The organism is Pontibacter rufus (assembly GCF_015694705.1).
Lineage (GTDB): Bacteria > Bacteroidota > Bacteroidia > Cytophagales > Hymenobacteraceae > Pontibacter > Pontibacter rufus.
The window spans coordinates 161109-178739 of sequence record NZ_JADQDR010000010.1 but is presented as its reverse complement, the minus strand read 5'-3'; the positions used below and the strand labels follow the sequence as shown (position 1 = coordinate 178739).

Here is a 17631-nt window from a genome sequence, read left to right as displayed (position 1 = left end):
CCTGATGGCTGCGTATCAAAGGCTAGGATTCCAACTATAAATTAAATAAAAAGATGAAAAAACAAGCAACAACGTGGCTCGGCATGCTGCTATTCCTGACAATATTTGGCGCATGCTCCACAACAAAAGAAGTTGAAGACGATGTACAGGACGAACTGGCTGATTTCAGGAGCTGGGTTAGCACCACGACGGCTGATGTGGCCAATAGAACAGAAGAGGACTGGGAGCAGGCCAGGCAGGATTTCAGGATGCGCACGCAGGAACTCGACCAGAAGCAAAACGAATTCTCTGAAGACATAAAACAAGATTACCAGGAGCTAAAGCAAGAGTTTATAGATACCGACGAGATGTATACGCGCAGCCACCAGGAGGCCAAAAAGGCGGAATGGGAACATAACCTGTTGGGCCGCTGGGCCGATTTAGCTTCCATCAACGAAACAAATGTGCAGGAGGCTTATGTCGCATTTATGGAAAACGTGCGTGCAAAGCACCAGAGCTGGACGGACCAGGAATGGGAAATGGCTGAAATGGTGATGAACACCTTAAACGAACACAAAAAAGAAATAAACGGCGACATTCCGACTGACACGGAAGTGAAGATAAAAGCGCTGCAGCTCGAATTTCATACTTTAGAAACAGCAGCCGACGTAACAGATTAAACGATGATGCGCCCTTCGGCGGCATCGCCATATAATTGTGCCTGCCCCTGTAAATGTCTGTAACCGCTATACCAGGCCAGCAGGCATTCGAGTTGGTGCCAGTTTTTTGGCGGCTGCTTTAAAGTATAAGGCAGCATTTGCTGCAGTGCATCGGCGAAAGACGGGAGCGCTGCAGCATTTTTTTTATAGCCGTTCAGTTGCGGTAGCAACAGCCTTACAAGTTGTGCCGGATAGGTTTCCAGCATGGCTGTGCCCTGCGCTGCCAGTTGCGTCCGGAGTTTTATAGCCCTTGCGGTCAGGCCGCCAATAAACATCGGCGACATAGCCTGCACTTCGCGGTCGGCGGCACGGTAAAAGAAGTCAGCAGCAGGTGTAGCAGGAGCCTGCCCATACACTACCGGTAAAGTAAGGGGAGCATCTATAAAGATAATGGCTGGCTTAAGTTGTTTAACTATGTTAAGTATAAAAGCGTCTGCATCCTGCCCCTGTTCGATTTGCCATACTTGTAATTGCTGCTCCACAACCATAGCGGCCGCGGTGGTGCCTGCCAGTTTAGCGCCATAATCTATACCCATGTGTACCGGCAAGTTTTTCATAATTCTTTGTTATACTTATGATGAGGGGTAATGATTGTTGTGAGACAAATTTAGCTACATCATCCGGTTTGTGTATCTTGTCAACCCAATGCCGGCCGGGAGAGGCCCGTTACCAGGAGCGGGTATGATGCCTTATACTTCGTTTCCGGAGCCATGTTCAGTTAATTTATACTTCATTACAGCTTTTTGATTTCATGAATACGCACAAATCTCCTGAGTTATACCTGGTTAAAGCTTTTACAGAGACGAAAGAAGGTGGAAATGCCGCTGGTGTGGTGCTGCATGCCGATACACTGGCGCAGCAGCAGAAACAGCAAATAGCCGCCGGCCTGGGTTTCTCCGAAACTGCCTTTGTATCTGCATCTGAAATAGGAGATGTGAAAGTGGAGTTTTTTACGCCAAACCGACAGATTCCGCACTGCGGCCATGCGACCATTGCTACTTTTAGCCTGCTGCTGCAAAAAGGGCTAGTGCAGGAGCCCGGCGCTGTTAAAGAGTCCATTGAAGGGCCGCGGCAGATTGACTTGCTACACGGCAAAGTATACCAGGCGCAGCTGGCTCCAAAGTATACGCACCTGTCCGAAACCACTGTTACAGCAGATGAAATAGCTAGGTCCTTAAACCTGCCTTCTAAGTATAAGTTTCCTGCTGAACCTGTCGTTGCCAGCACTGGCTTAGGCTTCTTGCTGGTGCAACTACAGCATGCAAGCGAACTGCAGGCATTGCAGCCGGATCAGGAAAGTATTGCCCGTATCTCCGAAAGGCTAAACGTGGTGGGATATTATGTTTTCACGACAGCTGCCCAGGGAGCTGATGCAACCACACGCATGTTTGCGCCGGGTTACGGCATACCGGAAGAGTCGGCTACAGGTATGGCAGCCGGACCGCTGGCCTGCTACTTACACGATTACTCCGGCTTTAGCAAAACGAATTACCTTATTCACCAGGGCTATCTTATGCAGCCGCCATCGCCTAGCCAGCTGGAGGTGCAACTACAAACAGATGCCGCCGGGCGTATAACAGAGCTAAAGGCAGGAGGCAAGGCCGTTATTGTACAGCAATTGCCCCTGAAGGTGTAGTGGTATCGGGTTCAAAACGACTGCGCATAGTTTTGTATAAAGTACCGGCGTTCCAATAACCGCTGGCAATGGTACGGCGAATGGTATAAAGGGGCTCCTGTGCATCGCGGTGGGTGGCCAATTGAAAGGCAGCCACAAAGCCGCGCTGTTTGAGTTCCGGAATGGCTTGCTCGTTCCACAGCCCGAAAGGGTAGGCAAAGTATAACACAGGCTTGCCCGTAATCTCCTCTAGTTGCCGGGTGGGTTTTTCTACCTGCGTTACCCAGTCATTGCCAGCAAATTTCTTCACGTTGTGGTGGTCCCAGGTATGCGAGCCAATTACGTGGCCTTTATCTGAGAGCTCTTTTACCTGCGCCCTGGTCATATAACGTGGCCTCCCCAGCGATACCGTCATCACAAAGAACACACCTTTAAAGCCATACTTGTCCAGCACGGGTAAGGCATTGGTGTACTGGTCGAGGTTGGTATCATCGAAGGTGAGCATGACAGGCTTAGGCGGCAGCGGCTTGCCATAGTTTAGATAATCGAGTAGCTGGTCGGGCAGTATGGCGTGATAACCGCTGTCGGCGAGCATTTTGATGTGCTCCTCGAAACGTGCCACCGGTACAATATAATCTTTGCCCTGCTTTGAGTCTGAAGCGCGCCAGTCGCGGATTTGATGATAGCACAGAATGGGCACCTGCGGCCGGGCATAAATGGTGGCTGCATCGGCTGGAATTGTATCAGCTGGCGGAGCAGTGGTTGCAACCGTAACGGCTGACACGCTGGAGTCCGGAACTGCAGCAGCAGTTGAATGTGCTCCTGCTTCCTGCTGCGAGTCAGCCGTTTTGTGTTGATCGCAGGAAAAAAGAATGGCAGCAGATAAGCTGATGAGGGTAGTGGCCAAGCCTGTCCGGGTAAGCATAAGGTTAGCTGAATAAGCCTCTAAAGTATGAAAATTCAGGCATATCTTCCATACTTCAGAGGCTTATTTCTGCTTAGTATTGTCCCTCAATATTTTCCATATACTTCTGACCTGAGCCGGTATTGAGCAGCAGGATGTGGCTATCCGGATTTAAGTCGCCTGTGGCTGCCAGCTGGCGGGCGGCCATCCAGAGCGCTGCGCCTTCCGGTGCCACAAACAAGCCTTCATGTCGGCTCAGTTCCCGCAATCCTTCCAGCATCTGCTCGTCGGTTATACTTATGGCAGTGCCTCCGGATTCGCGAAGCACCTGCAGCATCATCTGCTCGCCTAAGGGGCGCGGCACGGCCAGGCCATTCGCGATGGTGGACTTGCCAACATATTGCTGCGCATTTGCCTGCCGGCCCATAAAGGTGTCTACCAGGGGTTGGCAGTTGGCGGCCTGCACGGCTATCATGCGCGGCAATTTTATACTTTGCGGCAGCCAGCCCAGCGCCTGCATTTCCCGGAAAGCTTTCCAAATGCCGATCAGGCCGGTGCCGCCGCCAGCGGGGTACAATATCACATCGGGCAAGGTCCAGTTCAGTTGCTCTGCAATTTCGTAGCCCATTGTCTTTTTCCCCTCCAGGCGGTATGGCTCCTTTAGTGTCGATACATCCAGCAGTTGATTGCCGGCATTTATACTTTTGGCCTTGGCGGCACAGTCGTTGATGAGGCCATCTACCAGTACCACTTCGGCGCCATACCAGTAACACTCTTCTTTAAATGCCTTGGGCGTATGGCGCGGCATTACTACCACGGCCCGCATACCGGCTTTGGCACAGTAAGCAGCCATCGCCACGCCTGCATTGCCGGCGGTAGGTATAATGCAACCCTCCACGCCAAATTCCTTTGCTTTGGAGATAGCCATACTTAAGCCCCGCGCTTTAAAGGAGCCGGTTGGGTTCTGGCCTTCGTCTTTCAGCTGCAGATGCGCAAAATCATACTTGCTGCTCAGGTTTTGCAGGGATAAAACAGGGGTAAAGCCTTCACACAGGCTCACAATATTTTCATCTGCCAATACAGGCAATAACTCGCGGTAGCGCCACATGGTTGCTTCCCGGAGCTGAAGTTTGTCTTTAAAGAGCGGCCGCTTCAGATCATACTGGCTTACGAGGGGCATGGCGCAGCATACTGAAACCGTTTGCAGCTCAAAAGGGGAGTAACGGGTGCCGCAGGCAGCACAGGTGAGCGTGTAGAGGCGGCTTTTGGTGGCAATAGTAGTTTCCATCATCATATAAATACGATGCGAAGTAGCCTAACAGTTATGACGAAACAAAATAGTGTTTCGGAATAGGCTATTCCATAATGGAATACTGGCGTTTGGTAAACTGCACGAAATCCTAGATAGGAAAGTTGTTTTCAGTGACCTTGCGCTCCTACTCACTCCTTACTTTCCTATCAAGTATCCAATGATTCCACTTCCAATTGTAAATGCCCACCAATATCTTTCGAATACCCACCAAATGTTCTTTACTTTTTCGAACTCTTTAAGCTTTTCATCAAGAATACGTATTCGGCTCTCTTGCTCTCTTAGAGTCTGAGCATATTCAAAATTTTCATTTTGTAGTATCAAATTTTCTTTCTGTAATCTCTTCGATTCATTTTCTTCTTCAACTCTATTCTGCTCTTTTTCGAACTCAACTTTAAAGCCACCATTTTGGAAGAATATTTCAGCTTTACCATCATCTACTAATCCTACATTGAATACTGATACCTGAGTTGCTGATATTTCGGAATCTAAATTAAAGATCCAAGGTGATTCCGCATCGACTTTCACAAAGCCTTTATCTTGAAATTTGTATGCTATCTGCTTCGCTAATGCTGTGTTACCATTACAAACTGAGACTATATCTTCAAGTATGATGCTTTTACTCGCAATTAACAAAGCTAAAGCTTTCTCATAATAATGGATAGAATTGGCATTTATCATATCATTTAAATAATCGATAAAAATAGTTATTGTATGCCATATTACATTTCTGTACTAAACCTTCATTAATGCAATAGGTTTTCCACATCAGAATACTGGCGTTTGGTGAACTGCACGAAATCTTTGTAAGGAAAGTTGTTTTCGGTGCCCTTGCGCTGAATAAAATTAAAAGTGCGTTTCACTGTCAGGCCCTGGATTGGCACCTCTACCAGCTCGCCCGACTGCAGCTCTTTGCTCACGGCCTGCCGCGGCAAAAAAGAAAGGCAGGTATCCACGCGGACAAAGTTTTTCAGGGCCTCGGTGCCGCCCAGTCGTATTTTAAGGGGCAGGTCCAGCAGCCGTATGCCTTTAGCAGCCAGTGCCTCTTCCAGCACCGCCAGGGTACCCGAGCCGGACTCACGCAGGGCCAGCGGTGTATCAAACAGGTCGTTTACTTCCAGCGGGTGTTTCTTGATAGGGTTTTTAGAGGAGCAAACGGCAATTACGTCATCCGTCAGGAAGGGGGTATAAGTTACGTTGCTCACTTTGTTGATGCCTTCCACAATGCCCATATCTATTTCATGGTCTAACAGTGCTTTCAGGATATTTTCGCTGTTGCGGTTTTTGAGTGTGAGCTGCACGTTGGGATGCAGCTGCAGGTAAGCCGACATAAGGGGCGGCAGTACGTAGAGGGAAATAGTAGTGCTGGCCCCGAGCACCATACTTACCTGCGGCGAAAACTGCTCGTCCAGCGCCCGTAGTTCCTGGTACAGTTCGTTTTGCAGCTGCCGGGCTTCGAGTAACTTTTTATACAGCAGTTTGCCGGCTTGCGTTAATGCCACCGTATTGCCCAGCCGCTCAAAAAGGCCGGTTTTATACTGTTCCTCCAGCGCTTTTACCTGCTTGCTGATAGCAGACTGGCTGATGTAGAGCGTCTGGCTGGCTTTGGTAAAACTCAGCAGGCGGGCTACCTCCATAAAAACTTCGTGCTTGTAAGAGATCATAAGAAAGAGAAGATACCAGGTACAGCAATGAGATCAAAGATACAGGTTTTATACTTTGATCTGATGTTATGCAGGTTCATCTTGTCCCCCTCTGAAGGGGAACTTTTTAGCAAGTGTATTTCTCATCCTTTTGCATAACGTCAGGTATACTCATTGCTGTTTATACTTGATTAATGTGAGCCGTTAACTTAAAGTCCGCGAATTTTTTCAGAGACCTGCCTGTGAAGGTATGGCACCAAAACAAGCAGCGCAACGGCGCTACATGACCTCCCCAAAGGCTTTGGCAACCAGAAAAGCAGCGGTTGCGGCGGCCACACCAATCAGCGTTACTTTCAGGGCTCCGGCCAAGGCTGGCTGTCCGGTAACTTTGCTTTTGAAATAGCCGAAAATCATCAGGCACAGGATGGTAAGTATAGCAGATACCAGCAGGCCTTGCGACGGCGCAGACGTGAAAATATAACCTGCCAGCGGAATTAGGCCGCCAACTGCATAAGACAAGCCAATGGTAACGGCGCTGTTGCGCGCCCTTTCCGGGTGCGGTTCCTCCAGGCCCAGTTCATAACGCATCATAAATTCAACCCACTGCTTTTTATCTTTTGCCAGCTCATCGGCTATCATCTGCTGTATGCCCGGGCTCAGGCCGTAACCGGCAAAAATCTCCTTGATCTCTGCTTTCTCTTTTTCAGGCACATGGGCCACCTCCGCATATTCCCGATCCAACTCGGCCTGGTAATGATCCAGCTCCGTTCTGCCAGCCAGGTAACCGCCCAGCCCCATGGCAATGCTGCCCGCCACAATTTCGGCGATACCGGCCGTGATGATAACGGCATTACTTTGCACCGCTCCGCTTAAACCGGCAGCCAGTGCAAAAGGCACCGTCAGCCCATCGGACATGCCTATGACCATATCCCTGATAAAGTCGGAGCTGCGCAGGTGTTCTTCTTTGTGTAAGTGCATCGCTTTTTACTGATGCTTTACGAGCAGTCGCCGGTAGTTGGTTTAGCAGAACAAAACAGCACACCGCACCGGCACAGGCTGCTGCAATGGAGATGTCTACCTTTTATTTCAGCAGGTTGCGTTTGATATGGTGTACCTGGCGAAGGTGGTGGTTAAAGTGGTCCTGCAGGAAGGTGAGGGTTTGCTGCATGGTGAGCGGCCCTATGTGTGGGTGCCTGAAGAGGCATTTGTTGCTTAAGTCCTGCGGCAGCTCCGAAAGCACATCCTCCAGCTTAAACCGCACCTGATCCCATTCGGAGCGCAGCACCGGCAGGGAAGATATGGCAGGCACAGTAGCAACTGATTCGGGCGCTTTATATTTCCTGCCGGATTTCAGGGCCAGTGTTAAAAGGAAAGATTTGATACTATTGGAAAGCGTTGCGCTGTGCAGTTCTGCCTGCCTGGCTATCTTGTGCTCCACGTAGTTTACCGTCTGCTTCTCGGCCAGCACCAGATGCGCTATTATTTGGTTGATAGACCATTTGCCTGCTGCCGGATAGGTGTTCAGCAGGTTATCGCCCAGGCCTTCGAGTTCGTCCAGCAGGAGGTTGCGCGACTGCTCCAACCGTAAGTATTTTGCTTCCAGGGCTGCATTCATAAAACGGACAGGGTTACAAAAGACGAATTATACTAATTATGGCTAACATAATGTTAAAGCTAATCAAAATCTGATTAAGTAACCGGACAAAATTAATGCTGCGTTCTAAGTATCTTATCGTGCAGTAGAAAAACTCGATTATTAAGTATAAACAGAAATAAAGTCTTGTGCCTGATGTCCCCGAAATAATCGGGATGTTCCACTTGATACTTATGTACTTTTACTTATTGCAAGGCACGCCCATAAGTATAGAAATGCTGCTGGCTCACAGCTGAAAGCGTCTGTTTGGGTTGCTGAAGCGGATTGGTGTATATTGTTGGTCAGCTACTGTTTTGTTGCGTACTTTGCCTGCTAATCTAAAGAAATGAAAGAAAAAAACGACCCCCTGGGCACCGCCATGCTGGACTACCTGCAAGCCCCTGCGCCTGCGGACATTATCGTGGAAAGCAATCTGGCCGAAGACGACACAATTCCGGTAGCATACCTGTTCCGTACTGTGGAGGAAATGCCTGAATTGGAGCAGTTTGCTTTGGAGGCCTGCCGGGGACATGTGCTGGATGTAGGGGCGGGGGCAGGTTGCCACGCGCTTGCTTTGCAGCAGCAGGGCTTGGCAGTAACTGCCCTCGATACCTCAGCCGGCGCCATAGAAGCCATGCGGCAGCAGGGAATAAAACAGGTCGTACACCGCGATTTCTTCGATTTGAAAAATCAACGCTACGATACCTTGCTGTTGCTGATGAACGGCATCGGCATTGCCGGCACGCTGGCGGGGCTGGACCGGCTGCTGGCACATGCCAGAACGCTGCTGCACCCAAACGGGCAAATTCTGCTCGAATCGGCCGATATCCTCTACATGTATGAAGAGGAGGATGGCTCAGTGCTGCTGGACCTGAACGCGGGCTATTATGGTGAAGTAAAGTATAACATGCTGTATAAAGACCAGGAAAGCGGCTGGTTTGACTGGCTTTTTGTAGATGCGGCCATCCTGCAGGATTATGCCGGCAAGCACGGTTATGCCATGGAGCTGCTGTACGAGGGGGAATTCGGGAATTACCTGGCCAGGCTTACTCCGGAACAAGTATAAGATCCTGTTTTGCCATACTGCAGTAGGATATGCCTGTACAAAATAGTTGCCTATCATCATCACTTTTCCGTTCTTTGGTATAAATGATGCAAGCCACTGCATTTCCGGCTTAGTTTAAAGAGGAGTTGCAATAGGAACAAGGCCTGTTTATACTTGCTGAGATGCAGAACTATCATATCCTCAAAAAGCGCATGTATAAAAGATTAAAATCTACCTGGGAGTTAACGAAGCTGACCTTTTCGGATTTCATAGAGGATGCGGCGCTGGATCGTGCTGCCATGATAGGTTTCTATACTATCTTCTCGCTTCCGGCAGTGCTCATTATCACTATCCGCATAGCGGGGGCCGTGTTTGGAGATGACGCCGTGCGGGGGCAGGTTGTGCAGCAGATTAGCGGCATTGTGGGGCACGACAGTGCAGCACAGATCCAGAGCATCATTGAAAATGCAAGCTTGTCGCCGGCCAGTACGGTAGGTACCATTGTAGGGGTGTGTACCATGATTTTTACTGCAACCACCGTGTTTGTAGCCTTGCAGGATTCGCTGAATGTCATCTGGGAAGTACAAGCCAAACCAGAGAAAGGCTGGCTGAAGCTGATTGTGGACAGGGTGCTTTCGCTGGCGCTGGTGGTGAGCCTCGGCTTCCTGCTGCTGGTATCGCTCACGATAGACATTGTACTGGGCGTGGTGAATGATTTCCTGCGGGAACAATTTTCAGGCTTCGCCATTTACCTCATCACCACAGGCAACATCCTGGTGTCGGTATTTATCAGCATTGTTATTTTTGCCGCTATCTTTAAAGTGCTGCCGGATGCCAAAATAAAGTGGTACAATGTGTGGATAGGCGCTACTGTTACGGCAGTTCTATTTGTGCTTGGCAAGTACATCCTGAGCTTATACTTTCAGCACGAACCGCTGGCCGATACCTATGGCGCGGCGGGTTCGCTGGTGCTGATTCTGATATGGGTATACTATACTTCTATTATTTTTTTGCTGGGAGCAGAGTTCACCCAGGTCTACTCCCGCGAGAATGATCGCGGCATCATCCCGCAGGATAATGCTGTTAAAGTAGAGGTGAAGAAGGTTGAAAAGGAAAGCTGATTAGATGCAATACCATACTTGCTGCAGGCCCGGCTGTAATACTGTTTTATCCTGCTTTCAGGTAAAAAGAACAAGGATCTGTTCAGCTTATCTTTTTGCCCAGCAGCTTATCAGTTCCGGATTTAATTAGCTCGACGACAGGATTGGTTAAGCTCAGCAGCGCGCTACGTATAAAGTAAGGAGGAGTATAAACAGAAAAGGCGAAGCTGCACAGCTTCGCCTTTTCTGTATTTTTTAGAGTAAGAGCAGCTTAAGCTTTCTTATACATTACTTGCTTTACGGCTTCTACGGTGCGTGCTACATTGGGCAGCGAGGCTTCGATCAGGGTTGGTGCATACGGAAGCGGCACATCGCGACAGGTAACGCGTTTTACCGGTGCATCCATGTAGTCGAAAGCATTGCTCTGGATATGGTAAGCCAGCTCCGCAGAGATGGATGCCAGCGGCCAGGCTTCTTCTACTACTACCATGCGGTTGGTTTTCTTTACAGATTCCACCAGCGTTTTATAGTCAATGGGGCGAACAGTACGCAGGTCGATTACTTCTGCGTTTATACCTTCTTTGGCCAGTTCGTCGGCAGCGGCAAGCGCTACTTTCATTATCTTGCCAAACGACACGATGGTTACATCCGTGCCTTCGCGCTTGATATCGGCTACGCCAATTGGCAGCAGGTATTCTTCTTCCGGCACCTCGCCTTTGTCGCCATACATCTGCTCCGATTCCATAAAAATAACCGGATCGTTGTCGCGAATGGCAGATTTCAGCAGGCCTTTGGCATCGTAAGGGTTAGAAGGCACCACTACTTTCAGGCCGGGCGTGTTGGCGTACCAGTTCTCGAAGTTCTGCGAGTGCTGCGACGACAACATACCGGCGCTGCCTGTAGGGCCGCGGAACACCATCGGCGCACCATACTGGCCACCGGACATGGACATTAATTTAGCAGCAGCGTTGATTACCTGGTCGATGGCCACCAACGAGAAGTTGAAAGTCATAAACTCGATAACAGGACGCAGGCCGTTCATGGCAGCGCCCACACCGATACCGGCGAAACCAAGTTCAGCAATAGGGGTATCCACTACGCGCTCCGGACCAAATTCGTCCAGCATACCCTGGCTCACTTTGTAGGCGCCGTTATACTCCGCTACTTCCTCACCCATCAGAAATACGCGCTCATCGCGGCGCATTTCCTCCGACAAGGCTTCGCGCAGGGCTTCTCTAAATTGTATACTTCGCATATAAATATTTCATTCTCGGTTCAGTGGGTAAAATTAAGAGAAGTCTGTCAATTTACAATGTACTTGCCACATTTCTGCTGCATAAGTTCCTCCTGCAGGCACATTTTACGCGGCTGATGTTAAATGACACATCGCCATACCTGTGCTGCATCATGCTTATAACTTTTGCAAATCAGCACTGCTTTTCAGCACTTATTTGTTTTGCCTGCTACAGGCCATCAGAAATCTTATTTTGCTTTACAGGTAATGGTGACACATCTTCTCGTAAACTTTCGCCGTAAAAAATACATCGTAAACTATATTTGTACGTTATTGGTTATACTTGCCTAAGCTAATAATTTTTAGCTGAAGCATAGATGACAGTATTTTGTTCAGAATAACATTCCTTTAAATGAAAAGGCTTCAGTACTTTATCGAATCACGGGCGTTTGGTGTTTGTACGATGCTGGGTGAAAAATTAGGTTTTGCCAGCAGCAGCATTCGCCTGACCTTTATCTACCTTTCGTTCCTGACGATGGGTTCGCCGGTGATTATTTACCTGGCGCTGGCTTTCTGGATGAACGTGCGAAAGCACCTGCGCCGTGAGCGCAGCACCGTCTGGGACCTATAGCTCCTGCACCGTCCGCTTTTGCCTGACAAAATAGGCCCATACCACGCTGCCCCTGTAAACGCCTGCCATGTACGGGAAATTACTTTTATGTGGTTGCGCTTTGCGGCGGCTGCGCCAGTAATGGCGCTTGCGGAATACAGCCAGGTGGGCGTCCAGCACCGCTTTGGCATCGCCCTGCTGCCCGGCCAGCAGCATCCGTAAAGCCGCAGTCCAGTCGAGTACTATACGCAGAGCCATGGTCGGGAAAAGCTCCCGGGCAGGCAGGTTTTTATACAGCAGTGCCAGCCCGTTGCGGAAATTAAGGAAGGTTTTGCGCGGATTGGATTTATGCAGCGTGCCGCCGCCTACGTGGTATACCTGGCTGTGGCCGTTATACATCACTTTATAACCGGCATTCTGGGCACGCCAGCAAAAGTCAATTTCCTCCATGTGCGCGAAAAATTCCGGTTCCAGCCCACCCAGGGTATGGTATACTTCGCTGCGCACAAACAGGCAGGCGCCGGTTGCCCAGAAGATCTCCTGCACATCATTATACTGCCCGTAGTCCTCTTCCAGCGTTTCGAACAGGCGGCCACGGCAAAACGGATACCCGACAGCATCTATCATACCGCCACCGGCACCGGCATATTCCAGGAAACAGGGGTGCTGCTGCGCATTTATTTTCGGCTGGCAAACGGCTATACCTGCATCGGACTCCATCAGGTTCAGGATCGGAATTGTCCAGCCGGGCGGAACGTCCACATCAGAATTCAGCAGCACGTAGTAGGAGGCCTGTACCTGGCGCAGCGCCCGGTTGTACCCTTCGCAGAAGCCATAATTTTCGGGTAGCAGGATGAGGCGCACCTGTGGAAAATGTGCCTGCAGAAAAGCAACAGAACCATCGGTGGAAGCATTGTCGGCCACAATGATTTCGCAGCCTGAACTGTTTGCTACAACCGACGGCAGAAACTGCTGCAGGTAGCGGAGCCCGTTCCAGTTAAGTATAACAACGGCTGTGTGCGGCGTACTAAAGGCCAAGGCTGCCGAGGTCTAAACCCGGAATATTGGGCAACAAGCCTTCTGTCTGCTTTTTTATCTCTTCCTGCGCGCGTTCCCCGGCTGTCAGCATGGCATTGTTCACGGCCGCAACCACCAGATCATTCACCATGTCCTGGTCGTTGGTATTCAGAATCGATTCGTCTATTTCTATTTTCAGGAGCTTGCGCTGTCCGTTTACCGTCGCTTTCACCAGCCCGGCACCGGATTCTGCCGTAACTGTGATGTGCTGTAAATTATCCTGTGCTTCTTTCATTTTGGCCTGGACTTCTTTCATCTTGCCCATCATGCCGAACATATCAAACATAGTTTTTCTTTTTAAAGTATCTGTACGAGGCTAAAGCATCTTTGCCTGTGGCGCACGCAAAGATACAAGCATAATATCTAAAGTATAAGTATAGAGTATCTGAATTGGGATTCCAGGAATGATACTTTATGTTACTTCCTTTTTGCCAAAAGAATAATACGTCTTTTTGGTTCTATCATCCTGGAGGGATCTTGTGAGTTACCTGCATGTAGCTCACAAGATCCTTCCAGGATGACAAATTCTTACAACTCAAATAAGCCTTAACTGCATCTGTCTTATAGAGTAAAGGCAGTAAAATTAAATTAGACCTGTTTCAAAATTTGTACTTCATACATCCTGTCCATCCCAAAATCCTGATAATCCGGATTCAGACAAATACGAAACCTGAGCGAGGAGCACTATAAAATTTATCGCCAAAATGCTTTTATACTTGCACGTTATAAGTATAGCTATCGCAGCAGCGTGACTGTGCCGGTTCGTTGTTTGGGGCTGCCTGCGGCTGTCGTTATGCTGATATCGTAGGCATAGGCTCCGGCAGGCGCCTGCGTGCCTTTGTAAGTGCCGTCCCAGCCTGCCGTCGCGTCCGACGATTCGTATACCACGTTTCCCATGCTGTTGTAAATACGCATCCTGAAATTTTCAAAAAAACGGCCTTTCACTTCAAATACATCGTTCAGACCGTCATTGTTGGGCGTAAAGGCGCTTGGTATGTAAAGTTGCAGCGGCTGCTCCAGTGTCCGGATGTTGGAGTAGGTGATAGCCGTATCATTTTTTGCGGAGGCTTTGATGCGATAAAGCAGGAGTGATTCAGCGCCAAGGATTCTGTCGGTGTAAGCGTTGCCGCTGGCCGGGTAGCTGGCAATAAGCTGTTTATCCGGGCTTAGCAGCTCTACTGTATACTGTTCCACGCCATCCGTAAAGCCTTCATACTTGGTCCAGTTCAGGTTGGTGCTTCCGTCTGCAGCGCTCGCGGCCTGCAGGAGTATGGGGCAGGTGATATTGCTGGGGGCGGAGCTGTTGCCGCAGGCGTCGGTGTAACCGGCGCGGTAGCAGGGTGCTTTGTTTATGTCTATAGCCGCATCCGTATAAGTGTTTTGCGGCGATGAGGCCAATGCTTCATAGTTTGCGCCGGCTATACTTCGCTCAAAAGTAACCTGCTGCGCCTGTTGCCCCTGCGGAACATCCAGTGTGAGTTGTAACTGGTTATTTAAATCGAAAGTAGAAACTAAATGGCCCTTGGGTGGCGTAGCCGTTGAAGAAATCTCTGCCTGCTGCGTCACGGAAGCTGACTGCACATCGTCCGGATATAAAGCTATCAGCTGGTAAGTATAGTTTTGGCCACAACTTACGTCTGTATCGGAGTAACTGGTAGTAGCTTTATCTATGGTTTTAAGGAGGCTGCCGTTGCGGTAAAGTGCATAGCCTTCCGAAGCGCCGGGCAAGGAATTCCAGTTCAGCGCTATTTCCTTTTCTGCAGGGGTAGCGCTCAGCACAACGTTGCCTATAACATTAGAGAATTCATTTAACACAGTGCCGCAATCGTCTATGGGGCGGATGCGATACAAAGCGCTTTCTGTTGTATTGATGCCGGTGAGCTGGTGCACAAACGTCGCCTGCACCACCTTGCTGATGGTTGCGATGACCCTGAAACCGATGCTTGTGTTTTTTTGCTGCTCAATCAAATAGCTCCGGCCCGGCTGCAGGTTCTGTAAAGTGAGCTGCAACTGCCCTGATACTGCCTGTTGCTGCACCTCAAGTTTGGCGAGCTTCGGCGCCGGTATTTTTCCTTGTACAGTAATTTCCTGTGTGGCTGTGCCCTGGCAGGGAGCGCCGGTAAAGGAACCGGTAAGGGTAAGCGTGTAAGTACCTTCAGTGGCGTAAGTATGGCTGTACTGGCCGCCTGGTATTGCCGGCTGTTGCTGCCCGTCGCCAAAGTTCAGGATGTAGCGGTCGTAGCGCTGGTCGGTTATAGAAACGTTGATGTTCCGGCTGGCGCAGGCGGTAGTTGTAAAATCAGGCGGTATTACCTCCTTTACTTCATATACCTGCGATACGGTGTCGGTGAGGGTGGCGCCGCCATAATTGGCAATCTGCAGCACCCGGTATTTGCCGGGAGCATGGTAGGTATGTTTTTTCTCCGGCGATGCCGGTGTCGGAATTGCGCTGCCATTTTTGTAGTCAAATACATAGTACTCGTTCTCGTCGGGCACCTTGTTGCCACAGTCCTGAAAAGAGACTTCCTGATCTGCGCACAGCGTTGTGATTTCCTGCCCCTGCGCATCGTAGGCTTTAAAGCAGCCGGGGGTTTCGCTCTGTGCCGAAGCAGAGAAGAAGCCTGCAAGTATAAATAATATGGCGAACAGGAATTTCAAAAATGATATCAGTTTGGCTGCTTCTTTTATTTACATAATGTACAAACACAAAAAATTATTGTGTAGAGGGATGCTTTTACATACTTGTTGGATAAATGGTAACGAAGCTGAAGTTTAGGTGTGCTTAGACACGGATATTTTTATTCTTTCAAAGTTATTCTTGATACGTTTTATTGTTTCATACTTAGTGAAGTCTTCAATGTCAAGCCTATAGGAATTCGTGGTAGTTTCAACTATAATCTTGTCCAGACCAATGTTTATATTCTTGATAGTTTTAATTGGTATAGTTTTAACTGAGTCATCTTCTTTTAATTTGTATTGGATATCAAATTCGCGCCATTCAATGAATTGTCCTGTTCGGCCTATGGCATTTCTAAAGCTTCTGAAGGTCAAATAGATCGAGAATACTATCAACAGACAGTCAAGCAAAAAACCCGTTGTACCAGAATGGTTTGTTCTGGTAGAAACTTTATATGCTAATATTATTACAGAAATAAAACCTATATAAAAGAATAGCTTTTTAAACTTCTCCATTCTTTTAGATTCAACCCTGTCAATTGGCTGAGCTTCCATTGGGTTATAGATTTCCTTTACAGTAAGGCTTAATGATGCTGTTAAAAAGTATAAGTATGAAGAAAAGCGATGCTTTGCATGATATCGTGGTGCAGCACGCGATCAGTAGACACAAACGGTATCTTATCGCGGTAAGCGGCTACCAGCTTTTCAAGTATAGGTGAGGTTTGCAGCGGCCTCCGGAAATCCAGCGCCTGCACCGCATTCATCAGTTCAATAGCCAGCACACGTTCAGTGTTGTGTACCACCTGGTAAAGTTTGGTAGCCGCGTTGGCACCCATACTTACATGGTCTTCCTGGTTGTTGGACGATGGGATAGAGTCGACAGAGGCGGGCGTACACAACTGCTTGCTCTGGCTTACGATAGAAGCTGCCGTGTACTGGCTAATCATAAAGCCTGAATTCAGCCCCGGCTCTGCTACCAGAAACTCGGGCAGCCCGCGCAAACCGGAAATCAGCTGATAAGTGCGGCGCTCGGAGATGCTGCCCAGTTCGGTCACCGCGATAGCCAGAAAGTCCAGCGCCAGTGCCAGCGGCTGCCCATGAAAGTTACCACCTGAAATAATGGTGTCTTCCTCCGGAAAGATGTTCGGGTTATCCGTTACCGAATTTATTTCTGTCAGAAACACCTGCCCTGCGTAGCGGATAGCATCTTTGGAAGCCCCGTGCACCTGCGGCATACAGCGGAAAGAGTAGGGGTCCTGCACGTGCTGCTTCTCGCGCACAATAATTTCACTGCCCTCCAATAGCTCCCGGACAACCTGCGCTGTTTCCAGCTGCCCCTGGTGCGGCCTGATGCGGTGAATGAGTTCGTTAAACGGTTCTATGCGGCCATCAAAGGCATCCAGCGATAGCGCGCCCACCATGTCGGCCTGTGCAGACAGGCGGTTTGCCATCAGCAAAGTATACACACCATAAGCGCTCATAAACTGCGTGCCGTTGAGCAGAGCCAGACCTTCCTTTGCCTTCAAAGTAATGGGCTCCCAACTGAACATTTCCAGTACGTGCTCGCTGGCCAGCTTATAGCCCTGAAAGTATACTTCGCCCAAACCCAGCAGCGGCAGGCACAGGTGTGCCAATGGCGCCAGGTCGCCGCTTGCGCCCAACGATCCCTGCTGGTATACTATCGGGTAAATATCGCGGTTATAGAAGTCGATGAGGCGCTTTACCGTTTTCAGCTGCACCCCGCTGTGGCCATAAGCCAGCGACTGAATTTTGAGCAGCAGCATGAGTTTTACCACCTCATGCGGTGCTTCGGCGCCGGTGCCGCAGGCATGCGACATCATCAGATTACGCTGCAGTTGCTCTACATCGCTGGTGGGAATTTTACGGTTGCACAGTGCGCCAAAACCCGTGTTAATACCGTAGATGCTGCCTTCAGCGCCGCCGATTTTTTGGTGCAGGTACTCGTAGCAACGCACAATGCGGTGCTCCGCTTCTTCCGAAAGTGCCAGCGTATACTTCTGCGTCAGCACCGTTTCAACAGTCTCCAGTGTCAGGTACTCGCCGGAAATGTAATGTATGTTATCCAT

General features: G+C 49.4%; 18 protein-coding genes. 5 read left to right on the top strand and 13 right to left on the bottom strand.

Annotated elements, in window-relative coordinates; genetic code table 11:
- Window positions 1–53 precede the first annotated feature (53 nt).
- A complete protein-coding gene (locus tag I2I11_RS16925) occupies window positions 54–659 on the top strand; it encodes a hypothetical protein (protein ID WP_196268921.1) in 606 nt (201 codons plus the stop codon).
- On the opposite strand, the gene I2I11_RS16920 is transcribed toward I2I11_RS16925, so the two are convergent.
- Window positions 656–1255: a DUF429 domain-containing protein gene (locus tag I2I11_RS16920; RefSeq protein ID WP_196268920.1), complete on the bottom strand. Its 600-nt coding sequence runs from the start codon at window positions 1253–1255 to the stop codon at window positions 656–658. The two genes, I2I11_RS16925 and I2I11_RS16920, sit on opposite strands and share 4 nt — an antisense overlap.
- Window positions 1256–1449: 194 nt before the next feature.
- Here I2I11_RS16920 and I2I11_RS16915 point away from each other — a divergent pair, with 194 nt between their 5' ends.
- The gene (locus I2I11_RS16915) at window positions 1450–2334 is read left to right on the top strand and encodes a PhzF family phenazine biosynthesis protein (RefSeq protein WP_196268919.1); all 885 of its coding nucleotides are present in this window, start codon (window positions 1450–1452) and stop codon (window positions 2332–2334) included.
- Here I2I11_RS16915 and I2I11_RS16910 read toward each other — a convergent pair.
- The 6 genes from I2I11_RS16910 to I2I11_RS16885 form a co-directional block, all read right to left on the bottom strand.
- Window positions 2303–3238, bottom strand: a complete 936-nt coding sequence (locus I2I11_RS16910) for a polysaccharide deacetylase family protein (RefSeq protein ID WP_196268918.1) — start codon at window positions 3236–3238, stop codon at window positions 2303–2305. The two genes, I2I11_RS16915 and I2I11_RS16910, sit on opposite strands and share 32 nt — an antisense overlap.
- Window positions 3239–3311: 73 nt before the next feature.
- The gene (locus I2I11_RS16905) at window positions 3312–4511 is read right to left on the bottom strand and encodes a threonine synthase (RefSeq protein ID WP_230680374.1); all 1200 of its coding nucleotides are present in this window, start codon (window positions 4509–4511) and stop codon (window positions 3312–3314) included.
- 153 nt (window positions 4512–4664) lie between these two features.
- Window positions 4665–5207: a hypothetical protein gene (locus tag I2I11_RS16900; protein WP_196268917.1), complete on the bottom strand. Its 543-nt coding sequence runs from the start codon at window positions 5205–5207 to the stop codon at window positions 4665–4667.
- Between the two features lie 65 nt (window positions 5208–5272).
- Window positions 5273–6190 (bottom strand): LysR family transcriptional regulator, encoded by a 918-nt coding sequence (locus tag I2I11_RS16895; RefSeq protein WP_196268916.1) that lies wholly within the window; start codon window positions 6188–6190, stop codon window positions 5273–5275.
- A gap of 258 nt (window positions 6191–6448) precedes the next feature.
- The gene (locus I2I11_RS16890; protein ID WP_196268915.1) at window positions 6449–7147 is read right to left on the bottom strand and encodes a VIT1/CCC1 transporter family protein; all 699 of its coding nucleotides are present in this window, start codon (window positions 7145–7147) and stop codon (window positions 6449–6451) included.
- 103 nt (window positions 7148–7250) lie between these two features.
- Window positions 7251–7784 carry a DinB family protein gene (locus tag I2I11_RS16885; protein ID WP_196268914.1) on the bottom strand — a complete coding sequence of 178 codons (534 nt, stop codon included), beginning with the start codon at window positions 7782–7784 and terminating at the stop codon, window positions 7251–7253.
- 364 nt (window positions 7785–8148) lie between these two features.
- Here I2I11_RS16885 and I2I11_RS16880 point away from each other — a divergent pair, with 364 nt between their 5' ends.
- Together I2I11_RS16880 and I2I11_RS16875 are read left to right on the top strand one after the other, a co-directional pair.
- On the top strand, window positions 8149–8868 hold the full coding sequence (locus tag I2I11_RS16880; RefSeq protein WP_196268913.1) for a class I SAM-dependent methyltransferase: 720 nt from the start codon (window positions 8149–8151) through the stop codon (window positions 8866–8868).
- A 161-nt stretch (window positions 8869–9029) separates the two neighbouring features.
- The gene (locus I2I11_RS16875; protein ID WP_230680373.1) at window positions 9030–9968 is read left to right on the top strand and encodes a YihY/virulence factor BrkB family protein; all 939 of its coding nucleotides are present in this window, start codon (window positions 9030–9032) and stop codon (window positions 9966–9968) included.
- Window positions 9969–10218: 250 nt separating this feature from the next.
- Here the strand turns inward: I2I11_RS16875 and I2I11_RS16870 are convergent, their stop codons facing one another.
- On the bottom strand, window positions 10219–11202 hold the full coding sequence (locus I2I11_RS16870) for a pyruvate dehydrogenase complex E1 component subunit beta (RefSeq protein WP_196268912.1): 984 nt from the start codon (window positions 11200–11202) through the stop codon (window positions 10219–10221).
- A 391-nt stretch (window positions 11203–11593) separates the two neighbouring features.
- Here I2I11_RS16870 and I2I11_RS16865 point away from each other — a divergent pair, with 391 nt between their 5' ends.
- Window positions 11594–11812 (top strand): PspC domain-containing protein, encoded by a 219-nt coding sequence (locus I2I11_RS16865; protein ID WP_196268911.1) that lies wholly within the window; start codon window positions 11594–11596, stop codon window positions 11810–11812.
- Here the strand turns inward: I2I11_RS16865 and I2I11_RS16860 are convergent.
- The 5 genes from I2I11_RS16860 to hutH form a co-directional block, all read right to left on the bottom strand.
- Window positions 11807–12829: a glycosyltransferase family 2 protein gene (locus tag I2I11_RS16860; protein WP_196268910.1), complete on the bottom strand. Its 1023-nt coding sequence runs from the start codon at window positions 12827–12829 to the stop codon at window positions 11807–11809. The two genes, I2I11_RS16865 and I2I11_RS16860, sit on opposite strands and share 6 nt — an antisense overlap.
- The gene (locus I2I11_RS16855; RefSeq protein ID WP_196268909.1) at window positions 12819–13154 is read right to left on the bottom strand and encodes a YbaB/EbfC family nucleoid-associated protein; all 336 of its coding nucleotides are present in this window, start codon (window positions 13152–13154) and stop codon (window positions 12819–12821) included. Before I2I11_RS16855 ends, I2I11_RS16860 begins: the two co-directional genes overlap by 11 nt.
- Window positions 13155–13603: 449 nt before the next feature.
- On the bottom strand, window positions 13604–15526 hold the full coding sequence (locus I2I11_RS16850) for a T9SS type B sorting domain-containing protein (RefSeq protein ID WP_196268908.1): 1923 nt from the start codon (window positions 15524–15526) through the stop codon (window positions 13604–13606).
- A 114-nt stretch (window positions 15527–15640) separates the two neighbouring features.
- Window positions 15641–16099, bottom strand: a complete 459-nt coding sequence (locus I2I11_RS16845) for a hypothetical protein (protein WP_196268907.1) — start codon at window positions 16097–16099, stop codon at window positions 15641–15643.
- A gap of 41 nt (window positions 16100–16140) precedes the next feature.
- Window positions 16141–17631 (bottom strand): histidine ammonia-lyase, encoded by a 1491-nt coding sequence (gene hutH, locus I2I11_RS16840; RefSeq protein ID WP_196268906.1) that lies wholly within the window; start codon window positions 17629–17631, stop codon window positions 16141–16143.